This is a genomic window from Halobacterium sp. KA-6, from assembly GCF_021029015.1.
In the GTDB taxonomy this organism is placed as follows: domain Archaea; phylum Halobacteriota; class Halobacteria; order Halobacteriales; family Halobacteriaceae; genus Halobacterium.
The window spans coordinates 180,270-195,534 of record NZ_JAJJZH010000003.1; the positions used below are offsets into that span (position 1 = coordinate 180,270).

The following is a 15,265-nucleotide window of genomic DNA, read 5'->3' on the forward strand; positions in this document are numbered from 1 at the left end:
AGCCGTTCGACTGGCAGCGAGAACGCGGCCGGCATTTTTGTGTCCCCGGCCAGAACCCCCTCCTAATGAGCACGACCCGCGCGCCCACCGACCACCTCCGGTCGTTCGTCGGCGTGCTCGGCGACCGACAAACCTACCGACGGATTCTCTACCTGCTCGCCGCAATTCCACTCGGCTTCCTCTACTACATCGTCCTCGCATTCGGATTCGTGTTCGGCGTCGCACTCGCCGTATTCGTCGTCGGCATCCCCATCCTACTGGCGACACTAGTGCTCGCACGCCTCCTCGCAGAGGGCGAACGCCAGCTCGCAAACGCACTCCTCGACACCGACATCGCACCCCGCGATAACTTACCGTCACTCTCCGAGGACGGCGTGCTCGCAGCCGTCAGCGCGCTCGTCCGCTCAAACACCACGTGGCGCAGCGTCGCCTTCCTCGTCGTGAAGTCACTGGTCGGGTTCCTCACGTGGCTATTCGTCCTCCTCACCGGCGTCGGCGCACTCGTCCTCCTCCTCGCCCCGCTCGGCGGCACCGCCACCATCCTCGACATCTGGACCATCGACACCGCCGCAGAGCGACTGCTCGCATTCCCACTCGGCGTCCTACTCGCACTCACCGCAATTCACGTGCTCGTCGCCGCAGCCGACCAAACCGGAGACATCGCCGTCGCGCTACTCGGGAGTGAAGAATAGGTTCGAAACCTGCCTTCGACGTACACGACAGAACCACACGAGCAGCGACACGCGCGTCGCTACTCGGTGTGAGTAGTAGAGTAGTGCTCGGTCAGGGATTTGAACCCTGGTCGTGGGCTCGAAAGGCCCGCATGATTGGCCGGACTACACCAACCGAGCGTTCGCATTCGGATCGAACGCCCGCTTACTTATAAATCTCTCCAATTTCATCAGGGATGGCGTTGTGTGGCATGGAGAACTCGACAGAGCCGTGTTCGGCTTTACCATGACACGGCTTACAAAGGACCACTAGATTTTCGAGAACGTGCGCGTCAGCAAGCTCAACACCATCTATAGCACGAAAGATTCGAACTGGAACAATATGGTGCACTTCGAGACGATGCTCAGATCCGTCGTGACCACACTGCTGGCAGACTTCGTCGCGCTCCTGAGCAGCGTCCCGCACAACCGCCCATCCTTCACCATAGCGCCGACTGTAGCCACCCCGCCAGTTTGGATTCGCTTTGCCAGCCGTAGCTTCACTCATACGTTTTCGTGTCCGTTCACTTCGGCTCGTCCCACGAATTGCCGCTGCAATCTTCTCACGTGTTTCCTCATCAACGTTGTTCCCTTCGTGAGCGACCGACATCCTCTTGCGCGTTCTCTCATCAAACGTCCGACCTTGGAGCGACGTTGCAATCTTTCGCTTCGTCTCCTCGTCGCGTTCTTCCCCGTAGAGACCGTGGTTTTCGCCTTTCACGTCACGCGTCTCAATATCGTATTCCCGCATCCACTTGCGGATGCAGCTCGGAGTGACGTCGCATTCGTCAGCAATTTCGGCTTGTGTGCAGCCGTCGTCGTGGTAGCGGCTGCGTAGCCAGGATTCGTCGCGATACTGGCGGGCCATGCGCCGGTTTTGGTTGTGCTTGTTGAAAGGCCGCTTGGATTATTCGCCTTTGAAGTCGGGTTCGCGGTCGCTCGTGAACGCTGCGATGCCTTCCATGAGGTCTTGGGTGTTCATGAGTTGGCCGAACGCCTGCGCTTCGGATTCGAGACCGGCGTCCGTGGAGTCGCGGCCGGCGAGCATCGCGCGCTTCGTGTACTTCTGGGCGATGGGCGGGCCGGCGGCGAGGTCGCGTGCGAGTTCCCACGCGCGGTCGTCGAGTTTGTCGTTGGCGACGACTTCGTTGATGAAGCCGTATTCTTCGAGTTCGGTGGCGTCGTAGCGTTCGGCGGTGAAGATGATTTCTTTCGCGCGGCCCTCGCCGACGATGTGCTTGAGGCGCTGGGTGCCGCCCCAGCCTGGCAGCAGGCCGAGGTTGTGCTCGGGTTGGCCGAGTTCGCTGCGTTCGCTGGCGACGCGGAGGTCCGCGCAGGTCGCCAGTTCCATCCCGCCGCCGAGACAGTAGCCGTCGATGCCCGCGACGACGGGGACGTCGGCGGCTTCGAGTTTGCCGAACGTCTGCTGGCCCTTCCGGGAGAGTTCCACGGCGTCAATAGGGTCTGCGCTGCCTGCCATCGACGTGACGTCGGCGCCTGCGGAGAACGCTTTCTCGCCGGCGCCCGTGAGGAGGATGGCGCGCACTTCGTCGTCGGCGTCGAGTTCGTCGACGGCGTCCGCGAGTTCGTCGAGGAGGTCCTCGCTGATGGTGTTCATGCGGTGTGGGCGGTCGAGTTCGACGTGCCCGACGTTGTCTTCGACGGTGACGACGAGGTTCTCGTAGGAGGCAGTTTCCTCCTCGGCTTCCGCGCCGTAGAACCCCTCACCGGATTCTGCGAGCCGCTGGAGTTCGTCGGCGGGCTCGTAGCGCGCCGCGCCAGTCTCCTCGTAGGCCGATTCGAGCGTCTCGTAGAGGTGTTCGATGCCGGCGTCGTCGGCCATCTTTGCGGGGCCGTCGGGGTAGCCCGCGCCGAGCTGGACGGCTTCGTCGATTTCCGCGGGGTCCGCGACGTCGTTGGCGACGAGCTTCGCGACCTCGTTGGCCATCACGGCGGTCAGGCGGTCCGCGACGTCTTCGCGGATTTCGTCAGTCGGGACTTCCGCGCCGCCGTTCTCGTAGTCGTAGAACCCCTGTCCGGTCTTCTTCCCGAGGTTCTCGGCTTCGACTTTCTCGACGAGTAGCGGGCACGGTTCGTAGGCTTCGCCGAGCACGCCCTGCATGTAGTCGAGGACGTCGTAGGAGACGTCGATGCCGACCTGGTCGGCGAGCTCGAACGCGCCCATTGGCAAGCCCAACTCGTACTTCGTCGTGGAGTCGATTTCCTCGATGGTGGCGACGTCGTCGTGGACGAGCCACGCGGCCTCGTTCAGTAGCGGGACGAGCACGCGGTTGACGATGAATCCGGGCGAATCCTTGCGGACGCGCACCGGTGTCTTCCCCATCTCCTCGGCGAGGTTCTCAGTGAGGTCGAGTACGTCCTCGTCGGTGTGCTCGCCGGCGATGACTTCCACGAGTTGCATCCGCACCGGCGGGTTGAAGAAGTGCATCCCGCAGAACCGCTCGGGGCGTTCAGTGACTTCCGAGAGCTCCGTAATCGAGAGACTGGACGTGTTCGTCGCGAACACCGCATGCTCCGGAGCGTGCTGTTCGAGCTCCCGGTAGACATTTTGCTTGATGTCCATCTTCTCCGGGACGGCCTCGACGACGAAGTCCGCGTCCTCGACGGCCTTCTCCAGGTCCACGATGGGGGTGACGCGGTCGAGGGCGGCTTCGGCTTCGGCCTCGCCGATTTGGTCGTTCTCTGCGAGTTTCCCCAGCGACCACTCGATTTGCTCGTAGCCGTTCTGCACGAACTCCTCTTTGATGTCGCGGAGGTTCACGTCGAAGCCCGCCAGCGCCGCTACCTCGGCGATGCCGTGGCCCATGTTCCCAGCGCCCAGCACCGCGATGGTCTCGATGTCATCAACGTCCATGGTAGTACACCCTCTGGGAGTCCCGTTGAAGCTTTCCCTATTGTCGGGTGTGAACGCCTCACAGGTTTACTCTCGTGGAAACGAGCGTCTCGAGAACGCCGCGATTCCCTCCGAGGCACAACGCACTTGCCAGCGGTCCGAAAACCAACCAGTCGTGAACACGCAGCAACGCGCCGCCGCCCTCGGTCTCGCCGCCGGGCTCGTCCACACACTGGTCGTACTGTTCGCTCTCGAATCACTCACCGGAGGCTTCACAACGTCGACTGCACGGCTGCTCCTCCAGTCGCTGGCCTCCACGCTGGTGTCGCTGGTCGTGATTCCCGGCCTGCCGCTGTACGGCGCGTGGCGGATGGACGTCCACGAATCGCCAATCCGTCTCGCTGCGCTCGTCGGTGCTGGTGCCGGTGTCGCCGTCGTCGTCAGTTACCCGGTGCTGACGGCTGTGAGCGTCGGCGCGCCGTTCGGAGAGGCGCTTGGGATTCGACTTGTCGGCCCCTATCTCGTGAACGGCATTTCGCCCGCAGTGTACAGCGGCCTCGGATCACTGGCGGGGTTCCTGCTCGGACAGCGAAACGCGTAGATTCCCGCAGCGACTTCCTCCCAATATGACCGACCCACACGACACACTCCGTGACGATCCGGACCTGGGGCCGCTCGTCGACGAGCACGGCGAACTCGGGCTCGACCCCGCAGACGACCCGTTCGAGCGCCTCATCGTCTCCATCGTCCGCCAGCAGGTGTCGATGGACGCCGCGGCCGCCATCCGCGAGCGGCTCTTCGACGCCGTGGACGTCACGCCCGAAGGCGTCGCCGGCGCGGACCCCGAGGTGCTTCGGGACGCGGGGCTCTCCAGTCAGAAGACCGACTACGTGCGGAACGTCGCCGACGCGTTCCTAGAACACGACTGGGACCGCGCGTCCTTCGCGGACCTCGGCGACGACGAGGTGCGCGCGGAACTGACGTCGATCACGGGCGTTGGCGACTGGACTGCGGAGATGTTTCTAATGTTTGGACTCGGCCGTGAGGACGTCTTCCCGGTCGGCGACCTCGGCATCCGGAAGGGAATGCAGTCGCTGTACGGCGAGGAGACGACGCGCGCGGAGATGCGCGACATCGCGGCGCGCTGGCAGCCCTTTCGGTCGTACGCGTCGCTGTACGTCTGGCGCGCCTACGAAGGGTAGTCACGCGAATCGGCGAGACGCGTGGTCGGCGAGCAGGCCCGCGACGAACGCGACGCCGACGCCCGCGAGCAGGCCAACGACGCCGACGCCGAGCGTGAGCGCGTACTGGTTGGTGTCGAGGCTGGTGTGCGCGAGTTGCGCGGCGACGGCAGCGAGGACGACACCGAGCATCGCGACCGGGAACGCCGCGACGACGCCGACCGCGAGGACGGCCGCGAGCAGGTAGAGAACGCCGAGCACGACGTTCGCGGCTGCGGTGCGTGCGCCGAACGCGTATTTGCCAGCGACGCCGCCGCTCCCGTGGCACATCGGAATCGCACCCAGCGGCACAGCGAACAGGTTCATCGCGCCCATGCTCGTCGCGAGGTCGTCAGCGGTCGCGTCTGAATCGAAGTACTCGTTGAGAAGGAGTGCGGTGGCGACGGCGGCGTTCCCGATGGACATCGCGAGTTGGCCGACTGCAGCCTGTGTGGTCCCGGCGTCAAGGAAGACGTCGGGCGACGGGAGTGCGAATGCGAATGCGGGTATTGCGGGGGAGATGCCGCCGGTTTCGGCGAGGGCGAGCGCAGCGCCGACGGCGACGACAGCGATAGCGCTCGTGCGCACCGAGACGACGGCGACGAGCGCGGCGACCGCAATCGCGACACCGGCGAGTATGAGGTCGGTCGTAGCGAGGTCGAGTGCGGTCTCGAAGAGCACAAGTGCGACCGCGAGTTGGACGCCGCGGACGACCGGCTGGCCGACGAAGCGACTGATGCGACCGAGTGCGCCGGTCGCGCCCGCGACGAGTAACGTGCCGCCCGCGAGCAAGCCGGCGGCCGCGAGTCCACTCGCCGACAACGAGCCTGCGATCGCGAGCGCTGCCAGCGCCTTCATCGGCTCGACGGATACCGGCACGCCGTAGCGCGCCCCCCACACGACCTGCGCGACGCCGAACCAGACGAGTACGGGAGCCAACGCTACCTCCGAGAGCGCGGCGAGCGCGACCACGACGGGGACGACCGTAACCGAATCCCCTATCGCACCGGTGACATCGCCGGGGAACTCGACGGTGGTCGTCCACGACGCGATACGCTCCGAGAATGCCATCGTGCACCGGGATGGCTGCCGCACGCAAGAGTCTGACGCGTGTCCAAAACCGGTTTTCGCAGGCGATTGGTGTGAGTTATTTCGGTTACTCCTCGCCTTCGACCGCGTCGGTGCGACGCTTGACGTCGACCTGGTACTCCTGGAGGATGTCTCGACCGAGCAACAGCGGGTAGTCCATGTGACCGCGGTCCTCCAAGGACGCGGCGACGGTGTGGCGGTCGCCGCCGACGCCGACGACGATGTCGACGACCGGGCGTGCCTTCCCGGACTTCATACTCCCGGAGCGGACCTTCGTCATCGACTTGATGGGGCCCGCACCGATTTGGGCGGCGAGGCGGGTGTCGATGCTCGTGCGCGCAGCGCCTGTGTCGGACTTCGCGACGACGCGCTCGGTGCCGCTCGTCCCGGAGACCAGCACGTCCTCCGTGTAGCCGATGGTTGCGCTCTCCTCGGCGGCAGGCTGGGGCTCGGTCGCTACTGCCTCGGGCATCGAGTCGTCCAGCGTCTCGGCGAGTTCGGCGACTTCGCCGTCGTCGACTTCGCCGCCCGCCGTCTCGATGGCGAGCTTGGCGACGTACGGCGCAGGGCTGATGCCAGTTGCCTCGAACAGCCCCTTGAACCCGGCTGTGGGGTTGACTTCGAGGAGGTACCAGCCGTCCTCCCCTTCGACGAGGTCGACGCCCGCGTAGTCGAGACCGACGGTGTCGGCGACCGTCAGGGCCATCTCGGCGGCCTCCTGGGGCACGTCGTCGACGCCCTCGACGGAGCCGCCGAGCGCGACGTTCGTCCGCCAGTCGTTGTCCGGTGCGTACCGCCGCATCGTCGCGACGATGTCGCCGTCCACGACGTACACGCGAAGGTCGCGGTGGCGGTCGCTGTCGCGCTCGACGAGTTCCTGGAGGAACGCGTACCGGTCGCCGACGCGAGGGTTGACGCGTTCGTTCGCGCCGATTTTCCACGTGCCGCCACCGTGCGTGCCGATGGCGGTCTTGTAGACGACCTCGTCGCCGTACTTGGCTTTCTCGTCGTTCAGCCGGTCGGCGTCGAGCGCGAGCGTGGCGTCTGGCAGCCGGACGTCACCGTCCGCGAGCGTGGTCGCGGTTGCGAATTTGTGGAACGCCGTGAGCACGTTCCGCGGGCGGTTCAGCATCGGCCGTAACTGGCTCAGCGACAGCGCGAGCCCCAGAAGTTCGGCGGGCTGTTCGGTCTTCGAGAGGAGGAGTCGGTTCGCGATGACGTCGACGTTCGGGTCAAGCGTCGAGTCGTTGTCCGCGATGTCCACGCAGAGGTTGTCCTCGCGCAGCCACACGCCCGAGTGGCCGAGCGCTTCCACCGCGTTCAGTATCGCCTTCGTCTCCTTGCTGTTGTGGAGGCTGAGCACGCCGACAGAAACGGAGTTGTCCATCCTGTAGACAGTCGCGGGGCAGCGACTAAACGGTGCCGACGCGGACGGCCATGTTTTATGCGTCGGCCGTGAACACCGAGCCATGACTGACGGGGCGTTCACGTACGACGGCGGCCGGGTGGACCCGGGGGAGCGCGCGGACATCCGGTACACCATCAGCGAGACATACCTCGGCGACCCTGTCCGCATCCCCGTCTCCATCGTGAACGGCGAGCAGCCCGGTCCAACCGTCTTCCTCTCGGCAGCCTCTCACGGTGACGAGCTCAACGGCATCGAAGTGGTTCGGGAGGTCTCCCACGAGTGGTCCCACGCCAACCTCCACGGGACGCTGGTCTGTCTGCCCGTATTGAACGTCCCGGGGTTCGTCACCCAGCAACGCTACCTCCCCGTCTACGACCGCGACCTCAACCGCTCGTTCCCCGGCAACGATAGTTCGACGAGCGCCAAGCGGATGGCCGACCAGATTTTCCGGAACTTCGTCGAGCCCTGCGACTTCGGGCTGGACTTCCACACGTCGACCCGCGGCCGGACGAACATGCTCCACGTCCGCGCGGACATGACCGACGACGACGTGGTGCGGCTCGCGCGGTCGTTCGGCTCGAACGTCGTCATCGATAGCGAAGGGTCGTCGGGGACGCTCCGCCACGAGGCGACCGACGCCGACGTCCCGACCATCACTGTGGAAATGGGTGAAGCTCATCGGTTCCAGCGCGGGCTCATCGACCGCGCGCTCGACGGCGTTCAGAGTGTGCTCGCGGGGTACGGCGTCTATCCGACGGAGGCCGTCGACTTGCCGGCGTGGTGGACCGTCGTCACCAGCGACCAGAAGACGTGGATTCGCGCGGACGACGGCGGCCTCGTCGACATGCACTACGAGCGCGGCGACCTCGTTCGCGAGGGCGACGCCATCTGCAGCATCTCGAACCCGTTCAAGACGGACGTCGTGGACGTCGACGCGCCGTTCACGGGGTTGCTCGTCGGGAAATTAGAGAACCCCGTCGTGTACCCCGGGAATCCACTGGTCCACCTCGTGGAACTCGACGCGGGGACACAGCGGGCGTACGAGCGCGCGAGGTCGTCGCGCACGTCGCCGCCGTAGCGCCTGGGAGTCGTGCCGAAGGTGTTCGACCGGCGAACGACGTGTGTAAAATCACCTAACTATTTATAGAAATAAACGCGTTGGGTGCTCGATAAAACGTCTAAAGGGTGCTAAACCCGCGTTAACTGTGTAGGGTTTTTACTATCCGCGGGGTGACGTACTGAACGCGATGTCCGACCACTCGACTCACACCAGACGCAGCATCGTGAAGGCGGTCGGCGCGACCGCCGCAGCCGGCCTCTTCACCGGCGCGGCGAGCGCAGCCGACACCGACGACCCCGTGCTCGAAGTCGTCGAATCGCCCACTGCGAGCACGCTCTACGACGTCGAATCCACGACCGCGGGCGCGTTCGCGGTCGGCAGCGGGGGCGTGGTGCTCGAACGCAGCCTGACGGGCTGGCTGAAACTGCTCGACGGCGGCCCGACGGGCAACGGCAACGACATCTACGGCGCGGACGTCACCGACGACGGCAAGCGCCTGTGGTTCGTGGGCGCTTCCGGAGCCATCGGCGAGTACGACGTCGAAGCCGGCGTCCTGAACGACCACTCCGCGCCGATGGACGTCACGAACAACTTCAACGACGTCTCCGTCACCGGCGAGGCCGGTGAGGCGAACGTCTACGTTGCCGGCGACTCCGGGAAGATGTACTACTCCTACGAGAACGGCGAGACCGGGTCGTGGGACTACACGACGCCCGGCTCGGGTGCCGCAATCCACGCCGTGGACTTCTTCGCCGACCGCAGCGGCCACATCGTCGACGGGAACACGAGCGTGTTCTACACGCGCGACGGCGGCACATGGGACCGCCTCGGCGTTGAGGACGCCAACCACAACTTCTACGCCGTCGACTCGGACGGCTTCGACAACGTCTGGGTGTCCGGCGGCGGCGGCACCGTCTCCCACTGGAACGGCAGCGAGTGGGTGCGCTCGGACACCGGCGACGCCACGCTCCGTGACGTCGAAGTCACGGACGACAGCGGCGCTGCAGTCGGTGGCGGCGGGAAGTTCTACGCCTACGACGGCAGCGAGTGGGTGGCGAGCAGCACGCCGACCGGCGAGAATCTGAAAGCAGTCCTCCGCGGTGACACCGCCATCGCGGTCGGTGCTGGCGGTACCATCGTCGAATTCTGACGGTCGCAGGCGTCCCCGTCGTCGCTTTTTCGCCGCGAGCGCGGGTGTCACGCGCCCGCCGCGTCGCGGCTCGCGCGACACGCCCGTGTAGTAACTTCTATGTGCGGAGGGACCACACGCTCCGAATGGTATGAGTCAGTCGTACGACCGAGGCCTCATCGAGGACTTCGGCCGGTGGCGGGAGTTCACGGCCGGGATGTGGGCCTGGGTATTTCACAAGTTTACGGGGTGGGTGCTCATCGGCTACCTATTCACCCACATCGCCGTCCTGAGCACGTCGATGCAGGGCGCCGAGACGTTCAACAGCACGATTCAGGGGCTTGAGAGCCTCGCGCTTGTTCGGTTGCTGGAGGTCGGCCTGCTGGCGGTCGCCGTCTTCCACATCCTGAACGGCATCCGTCTGCTGTTCGTCGACCTCGGCGTCGGCCTGGAATCGCAAGACAAGAGCTTCTACGCGTCGCTCGTATTGACCGGCGTCATCGTCGTCGCGAGCGTGCCGACGTTCGTCTCGGGGGCATTCTAAGATGGCACAACGATACTCCTCGTTCAGTTCGGGTTCGACGGCGTGGCTGCTCCAGCGCATCACGGCAGCGTTCCTCGTGATCGTGCTGGCGTTCCACTTCTTCCAGTTGCACTTCGTCACCCACGCCTACGAAATCGAGTTCGCGGGCAGCCAAGCGCGCATGCAGAACGTCGGTTACTTCGTCACGATGGTGTTGTTCCTCGTGACCGCGACGTTCCACGGCGTCAACGGCGTCTACAACGCGCTCGTCAACCAGGGCATCGACGGCATCCAGAAGCGCGTCGTCCAGATCGTCCTGGGCGCTGCCGCGCTGTTGCTCGTCGTGCAAGGGATTCGTGTCGCAAACACGCTCGCGGGATTCTAACATGAGTACGCAGACACCCGACACCGACTCGGAGACCGAACAGCCCTCGTCCACGTCGCCACAGGAACGGCGGATGGCCGAGAAACAGGCGCGCAAGGAGCAACGCGAGGCCGACGAAGCAGCCGCCGCCAACGAGATTCAGGGGGAGACAGTGGAACTCAAGGTGTTCCGCTACGACCCCGAAATCGAGGGCAAGGAGGAGCCGCGCTTCGACTCGTTCACGGTACCCTTCGAGAAGGGGATGACCGTCCTCGACGCGCTCATCTACGCGCGCGACGAGTACGACTCCAGCCTCACCTTCCGGCACTCCTGCCGGCAGGCCGTCTGTGGGTCTGACGCGTTCTTCGTCAACGGCAGCCAGCGCCTCGGCTGCCAGACTCAAATTGCGGACCTCGACGGCCCGGTGCGCGTCGAGCCGCTCCCCCACCAGGACGTTGTCAAGGACCTGGTCGTGGAGATGGACCACTTCTACGACCAGATGGAGTCCGTCGACCCGTTCTTCGACCCGGACGAGACGCCCGACGATGAACTCGAAGAGCAGCGCCAGGACCGCGAGAACCGCGAGAAGGTCAAGCTCTCCACGCGGTGTATCTGGTGTGGCGCGTGTATGTCCTCGTGTAACATCGCCGCGGGCGACAACAAGTATCTCGGCCCGGCGGCCATCAACAAGGCCTACCGCTTCTACATGGACGAGCGCGAGGGCGAGAACAAGCGCCAGGAACGCCTCGAAATCATCGAGGCCGAACACGGCGTCTGGCGGTGTCAGACCCAGTTCTCCTGTACGAACGTCTGTCCGAAGGACATCCCGCTCACCGAGCACATCCAAGAACTGAAGCGCGAAGCCGTCAAGCAGAACCTCAAATTCTGGTAACATGTACGAGCACGACGTAATCGTAGTCGGCGGCGGTGGCGCGGGGCTCCGCGCCGCAATCGCCGCCCACGAGGAAGGCGCAGACGTAGCAATCGTCACGAAGCTCCACCCGGTGCGCTCGCACACGGGCGCCGCCGAGGGTGGCATCAACGCCGCCCTGCAAGAGGGCGACTCGTGGCAGGACCACGCGTACGACACGATGAAGGGGTCCGACTATCTCGGCGACGCCCCCGCAGTCGACACGTTCGCGCAGGACGCACCCGAGGAAGTCATCCAGCTCGAACACTGGGGGATGCCGTTCTCCCGCGAGGAGGACGGCACGGTCAGCCAGCGGCCGTTCGGCGGCCTCTCATTCCCGCGGACGACGTACGCGGGCGCCGAGACCGGCCACCACATGCTCCACACGCTGTACGAGCAGGTTGTCAAACGAGGCATCGAAGTCTACGACGAGTGGTACGTCAGCCAGGTCGCGGTCACCGACGAGGACGACCCCAACGAGCGCGACTGTCACGGCGTCGTCGCCTGGGACGTCCAGTCCGGCGAAATCGCGGGCTTCCGCGCTCGCGACGGCGTGATTCTGGCGACCGGCGGCCTCGGCCAGGCGTACGACCACACGACCAATGCCGTCGCCAACACCGGTGACGGCGTCGCCATCGCGTACCGCGCCGGCGTCCCGATGGAGGACATGGAGATGATTCAGTTCCACCCGACGACGCTCCCCTCGACTGGTGTGCTCATCAGCGAGGGTGTCCGTGGGGAGGGTGGCATCCTCTACAACTCCGAGGGCGAGCGCTTCATGTTCGAGTACGGGTACGCGACCAACGACGGCGAACTCGCCTCCCGCGACGTCGTCGCGCGCGCCGAACTCACGGAAGTGCAGGAAGGGCGCGGCATCGACGACGAGTACGTCTACCTCGACATGCGCCACCTCGGCGAGGAGCGCATCACCGACCGCCTGGAGAACATCCTCCACCTCGCGCGCGACTTCGAGGGAGTCGACGGCCTCGAAGAGCCGATGCCGGTCAAGCCCGGTCAGCACTACGCGATGGGCGGCATCGAGGTCAACGAGCACGGCGAGACGTGCATCGACGGCCTCTACGCGGCCGGCGAGTGTGCGTGTGTGAGCCTCCACGGCGGCAACCGCCTCGGTGGGAACGCGCTGCCGGAACTGCTCGTGTTCGGCGCACGCGCCGGCAGCCACGCAGCGGGCGCGGACATGCCCGAGCCGAAGATTCAGACCGGCCCCGACCCGGACGCCGAGCGCGAGGACCTCGGTGTCCCCGTCGGCGAGCCCGGTGCGACGGAAGCCGCCGCGGACGGCGGCGCCGTCGAGAACCCCGACAGCGACCCCGAAGCGGTCGTCGAAGCGACCGCCGAAGAGGAGCGCGAGCGCATCGAGACGCTGCTCGAACGCGAGGACGGCGTCAACCACGCCGACGTGCGCGCGGACCTCCAGGAATCGATGACGGAGAACGTCAACGTGTTCCGGGAGGAAGAGAACCTCGAGCAGGCGCTCCGAGACATCCAGGACGCCCGTGAGCGCTACCAGGACGTCTACGTCGCGGACAAGTCCCGGACGTTCAACACTGACCTCCAGCACACCATCGAGACGCGGAACCTGCTGGACGTCGCGGAAGCCATCACGATGGGCGCGCTCGCCCGCGACGAGTTCCGCGGCGCACACTGGCGCAAAGAGCACCAGGAGCGCAAGGACGACGAGTACCTCAAGCACACGCTCGTCTCGTGGAACGACGGCGAGCCCGAACTCTGGTACCGGCCGGTCATCCTCGAAGGCGACGAGCAGACCTACGAGCCGAAAATCCGGTCGTACTGACGGCCACTCCGTTTCTGCGACCCTTTAGTCGCGAGAACGCGACGAGCCCATAGTCCTACACGCCGAGCGCGTCCAGCAGGTCGAAACCGAACCCGAAGTGCTTCACAAGCCGGTAGCCCAGCCAGATACCGACGATGCCCATGACGCCCGCAAGCGACGGCGGCGCGGGAATCGGGATGCGGAGGGATGCGAACACCACGCCGACGGCGATACCGGTCAGCGTCGCGGCGACAACGAAAGCGACGTTCATGGCCGTAGCTACGCGTCGGCGGCGGCAAAAGGAGCGCGAAAGCCGCTAGTCCGAGCGGTACTCCTTGCGGTAGCCCCGGAACTCCGTGCGGTGGGCTTCCTCGTCAGCGAGAATCGTCACCGCGAGGTCCTCTGTGACCGGGTCGTCGGCGTCCTCGGCGGCGTTGATGAGGTCGCGGTACGTGTCGATGGCGTCTTCCTCGGCGTCGAGCACGCCGTCGATGACCGACAGGACGTCGGTGGTATCCTGCGGGGGCTGGAGGGAGTGCTGGTGGGCTTCGAATTCGGCGGATGCGGGCGGCTGTTCGTCGAGCTGCTTGAGCCGTTCGCCGAGCTGTTCGGCGTGGGAGAGTTCTTCCTGGATGTCCACCTGGAGAGACTCTTTGATTTCCTCGGCGCGCACGCCATCCAACACTATTGAGTTCGTCATGTAGTTCATGACCGTCTCGATTTCGTCGCCGTACGCCTTCCGTAGCAATCGCGTGACTTCTTCGCTCGACATATCGGTGACTACGCAGGGTGGTGTTAAAGAACCAGGTGGCGGTTCGTGTCGCGACGCGCGGAACGCTACTCGCCGTGGACGGCGTTCATGTGGTCGATGCGCTCCTGCAGAAGTTCCTTCGTGCCGATGTCACGGCGCACGCGCAGCCCCTCTGGGAGGTCGCCGAGCGCGGCGCTGGCTTCGGCTTCGGCGTCGGGAATCGAGGAGCCGAACCCGACGACGGCGTACGACCGCGAGGTCGTCGTGTAGATGCCGTCGTCGCGGGCGTCGACGCTCGCGTAGAACAGTTTGGCGTCGTCGAGGTCGTCGGCATCGATAGTGACACGGGTGCCGCCCTCGGGGTTCGTGGGATAGCCCTCGGGGACGACGTACTTGCAGACGGTCGCGACGTCCGCGAATTCGGGGTCCGGGAGCGGATCGTCGTCGCGAGCCGCCGTGAGCACGTCGATGAGCGGCGTCTCCATCGTCGGGAGCGTGTTGAGGGCTTCCGGGTCGCCGAAGCGCGCGTTGAACTCGACGACCTTCGGGCCATCGCTCGTGAGCATGAACTGGCCGTAGAGAACGCCACGATACGAGGGGAGCGCGTCGACGATGGCTTCCAGCGTGTCCACACAGGCCTCGTACTCGTCGTCGGTGACGAACGGGAGCGTCCAGTCCGGACCCGTGTAACTACCCATGCCGCCTGTGTTCGCGCCCTCGTCGCCCTCGAGTGCACGGCCGTGGTCGTGCGCGACCGGCGTCGGGCGCACGTCGCGGTTCGCGACGAACGCCTGCACGGTGACTTCCTCGCCGACGAGGCGCTCCTCGACGACCCACTCGTCGTGCTCGGAGGACCGCACGTAGTCGGCGGCTTCTTGTTTGGAGACCTGGTCGCCCGTGACGCGAACGCCCTTGCCACCCGTGAGGCCGGCGGGCTTGACGGCGACGTCGCCGTCCACGCCCTCGACGTAGTCCGCTGCGGCGTCCGGGTCGTCGAACGTCTCGAACTCCGCCTGCCCGGGGACGTCGTGTTCGGCCATGAACTCCCGCTGGAACGTCTTGTCCGTCTCGATGCGAGCGTCGGCCTGCTTCGGCCCGAACGCGTAGACGTCCTCGTCGTCGAGGGCGTCCACAACGCCGGCTGCCAGCGGGCCCTCCGGACCGACGACAGCAAGGGTCGCGTCCACGTCGAGCGCGTAGTCGACGACGGCGTCGGGGTCTTCGGTGTCGACTTCGCGGAACCCGTCCGCCAGCTCGTCGATTCCGGGGTTTCGGTTGCCTGCTGCGGCGTACAGTTCGCAGTCGTCCGCGAGTTCGTCGGCGATGGCGTGCTCCCGGCCGCCGCCACCGACCAGTAGGACTCGTTCGGTCATGTGCGGGGAGAGTGAGCAAGCAAGTGTAAATCTTCCCCTACTCGACTGTCGTGTTGTACGCGTTCGTGTATTCCCGAAG

16 protein-coding genes and 1 tRNA gene are annotated in these 15,265 nt (G+C 65.5%); 9 read left to right on the plus strand and 8 right to left on the minus strand.

Going from position 1 to position 15,265, the window contains the following annotated elements:
* Positions 1–65: 65 nt before the first annotated feature.
* On the plus strand, positions 66–692 hold the full coding sequence (locus tag LPA46_RS08805; protein ID WP_230892205.1) for a sensor domain-containing protein: 627 nt from the start codon (positions 66–68) through the stop codon (positions 690–692).
* An 84-nt stretch (positions 693–776) separates the two neighbouring features.
* Here LPA46_RS08805 and LPA46_RS08810 read toward each other — a convergent pair.
* The 3 genes from LPA46_RS08810 to LPA46_RS08820 all read right to left on the minus strand — a co-directional run bounded on the left by LPA46_RS08810 (position 777) and on the right by LPA46_RS08820 (position 3,585).
* Positions 777–851 (minus strand) — tRNA-Glu (locus LPA46_RS08810).
* A gap of 25 nt (positions 852–876) precedes the next feature.
* Positions 877–1,578 carry an HNH endonuclease gene (locus LPA46_RS08815; protein ID WP_230892206.1) on the minus strand — a complete coding sequence of 234 codons (702 nt, stop codon included), beginning with the start codon at positions 1,576–1,578 and terminating at the stop codon, positions 877–879.
* 39 nt (positions 1,579–1,617) lie between these two features.
* Positions 1,618–3,585, minus strand: a complete 1,968-nt coding sequence (locus LPA46_RS08820) for a 3-hydroxyacyl-CoA dehydrogenase/enoyl-CoA hydratase family protein (RefSeq protein ID WP_230892207.1) — start codon at positions 3,583–3,585, stop codon at positions 1,618–1,620.
* Between the two features lie 154 nt (positions 3,586–3,739).
* Here LPA46_RS08820 and LPA46_RS08825 point away from each other — a divergent pair, with 154 nt between their 5' ends.
* Both LPA46_RS08825 and LPA46_RS08830 read left to right on the plus strand, forming a co-directional pair.
* Positions 3,740–4,165 (plus strand): hypothetical protein, encoded by a 426-nt coding sequence (locus LPA46_RS08825; RefSeq protein ID WP_230892208.1) that lies wholly within the window; start codon positions 3,740–3,742, stop codon positions 4,163–4,165.
* Between the two features lie 25 nt (positions 4,166–4,190).
* Positions 4,191–4,766: a DNA-3-methyladenine glycosylase family protein gene (locus LPA46_RS08830; RefSeq protein ID WP_230892209.1), complete on the plus strand. Its 576-nt coding sequence runs from the start codon at positions 4,191–4,193 to the stop codon at positions 4,764–4,766.
* Here LPA46_RS08830 and LPA46_RS08835 read toward each other — a convergent pair whose 3' ends face one another.
* Positions 4,767–5,855, minus strand: a complete 1,089-nt coding sequence (locus LPA46_RS08835) for a putative sulfate/molybdate transporter (RefSeq protein WP_230892210.1) — start codon at positions 5,853–5,855, stop codon at positions 4,767–4,769. It abuts the gene before it with no gap.
* An 85-nt stretch (positions 5,856–5,940) separates the two neighbouring features.
* Positions 5,941–7,260, minus strand: coding sequence for a putative ATP-dependent zinc protease (locus LPA46_RS08840; RefSeq protein WP_230892211.1), 1,320 nt, complete (start codon positions 7,258–7,260; stop codon positions 5,941–5,943).
* Positions 7,261–7,342: 82 nt separating this feature from the next.
* Here LPA46_RS08840 and LPA46_RS08845 point away from each other — a divergent pair, with 82 nt between their 5' ends.
* The 6 genes from LPA46_RS08845 to LPA46_RS08870 all read left to right on the plus strand — a co-directional run bounded on the left by LPA46_RS08845 (position 7,343) and on the right by LPA46_RS08870 (position 13,083).
* Positions 7,343–8,359 (plus strand): succinylglutamate desuccinylase/aspartoacylase family protein, encoded by a 1,017-nt coding sequence (locus LPA46_RS08845; RefSeq protein ID WP_230892212.1) that lies wholly within the window; start codon positions 7,343–7,345, stop codon positions 8,357–8,359.
* A 169-nt stretch (positions 8,360–8,528) separates the two neighbouring features.
* On the plus strand, positions 8,529–9,491 hold the full coding sequence (locus tag LPA46_RS08850; protein ID WP_230892213.1) for a WD40/YVTN/BNR-like repeat-containing protein: 963 nt from the start codon (positions 8,529–8,531) through the stop codon (positions 9,489–9,491).
* A 130-nt stretch (positions 9,492–9,621) separates the two neighbouring features.
* Positions 9,622–10,014: a succinate dehydrogenase, cytochrome b556 subunit gene (gene sdhC, locus LPA46_RS08855; protein WP_058983187.1), complete on the plus strand. Its 393-nt coding sequence runs from the start codon at positions 9,622–9,624 to the stop codon at positions 10,012–10,014.
* Position 10,015: 1 nt separating this feature from the next.
* Positions 10,016–10,378: a succinate dehydrogenase hydrophobic membrane anchor subunit gene (locus LPA46_RS08860; RefSeq protein ID WP_230892214.1), complete on the plus strand. Its 363-nt coding sequence runs from the start codon at positions 10,016–10,018 to the stop codon at positions 10,376–10,378.
* Position 10,379: 1 nt separating this feature from the next.
* The gene (locus LPA46_RS08865) at positions 10,380–11,249 is read left to right on the plus strand and encodes a succinate dehydrogenase/fumarate reductase iron-sulfur subunit (protein ID WP_230892215.1); all 870 of its coding nucleotides are present in this window, start codon (positions 10,380–10,382) and stop codon (positions 11,247–11,249) included.
* A gap of 1 nt (position 11,250) precedes the next feature.
* Positions 11,251–13,083, plus strand: a complete 1,833-nt coding sequence (locus LPA46_RS08870; protein ID WP_230890538.1) for an FAD-binding protein — start codon at positions 11,251–11,253, stop codon at positions 13,081–13,083.
* Between the two features lie 55 nt (positions 13,084–13,138).
* On the opposite strand, the gene LPA46_RS08875 is transcribed toward LPA46_RS08870, so the two are convergent.
* The 3 genes from LPA46_RS08875 to purD form a co-directional block, all read right to left on the minus strand.
* On the minus strand, positions 13,139–13,333 hold the full coding sequence (locus tag LPA46_RS08875) for a XapX domain-containing protein (RefSeq protein WP_059056927.1): 195 nt from the start codon (positions 13,331–13,333) through the stop codon (positions 13,139–13,141).
* A 45-nt stretch (positions 13,334–13,378) separates the two neighbouring features.
* Positions 13,379–13,834, minus strand: a complete 456-nt coding sequence (locus tag LPA46_RS08880) for a ferritin-like domain-containing protein (RefSeq protein ID WP_230892216.1) — start codon at positions 13,832–13,834, stop codon at positions 13,379–13,381.
* Positions 13,835–13,899: 65 nt separating this feature from the next.
* Positions 13,900–15,186 (minus strand): phosphoribosylamine--glycine ligase, encoded by a 1,287-nt coding sequence (gene purD, locus LPA46_RS08885; protein ID WP_230892217.1) that lies wholly within the window; start codon positions 15,184–15,186, stop codon positions 13,900–13,902.
* Between the last annotated feature and the right edge of the window lie 79 nt (positions 15,187–15,265).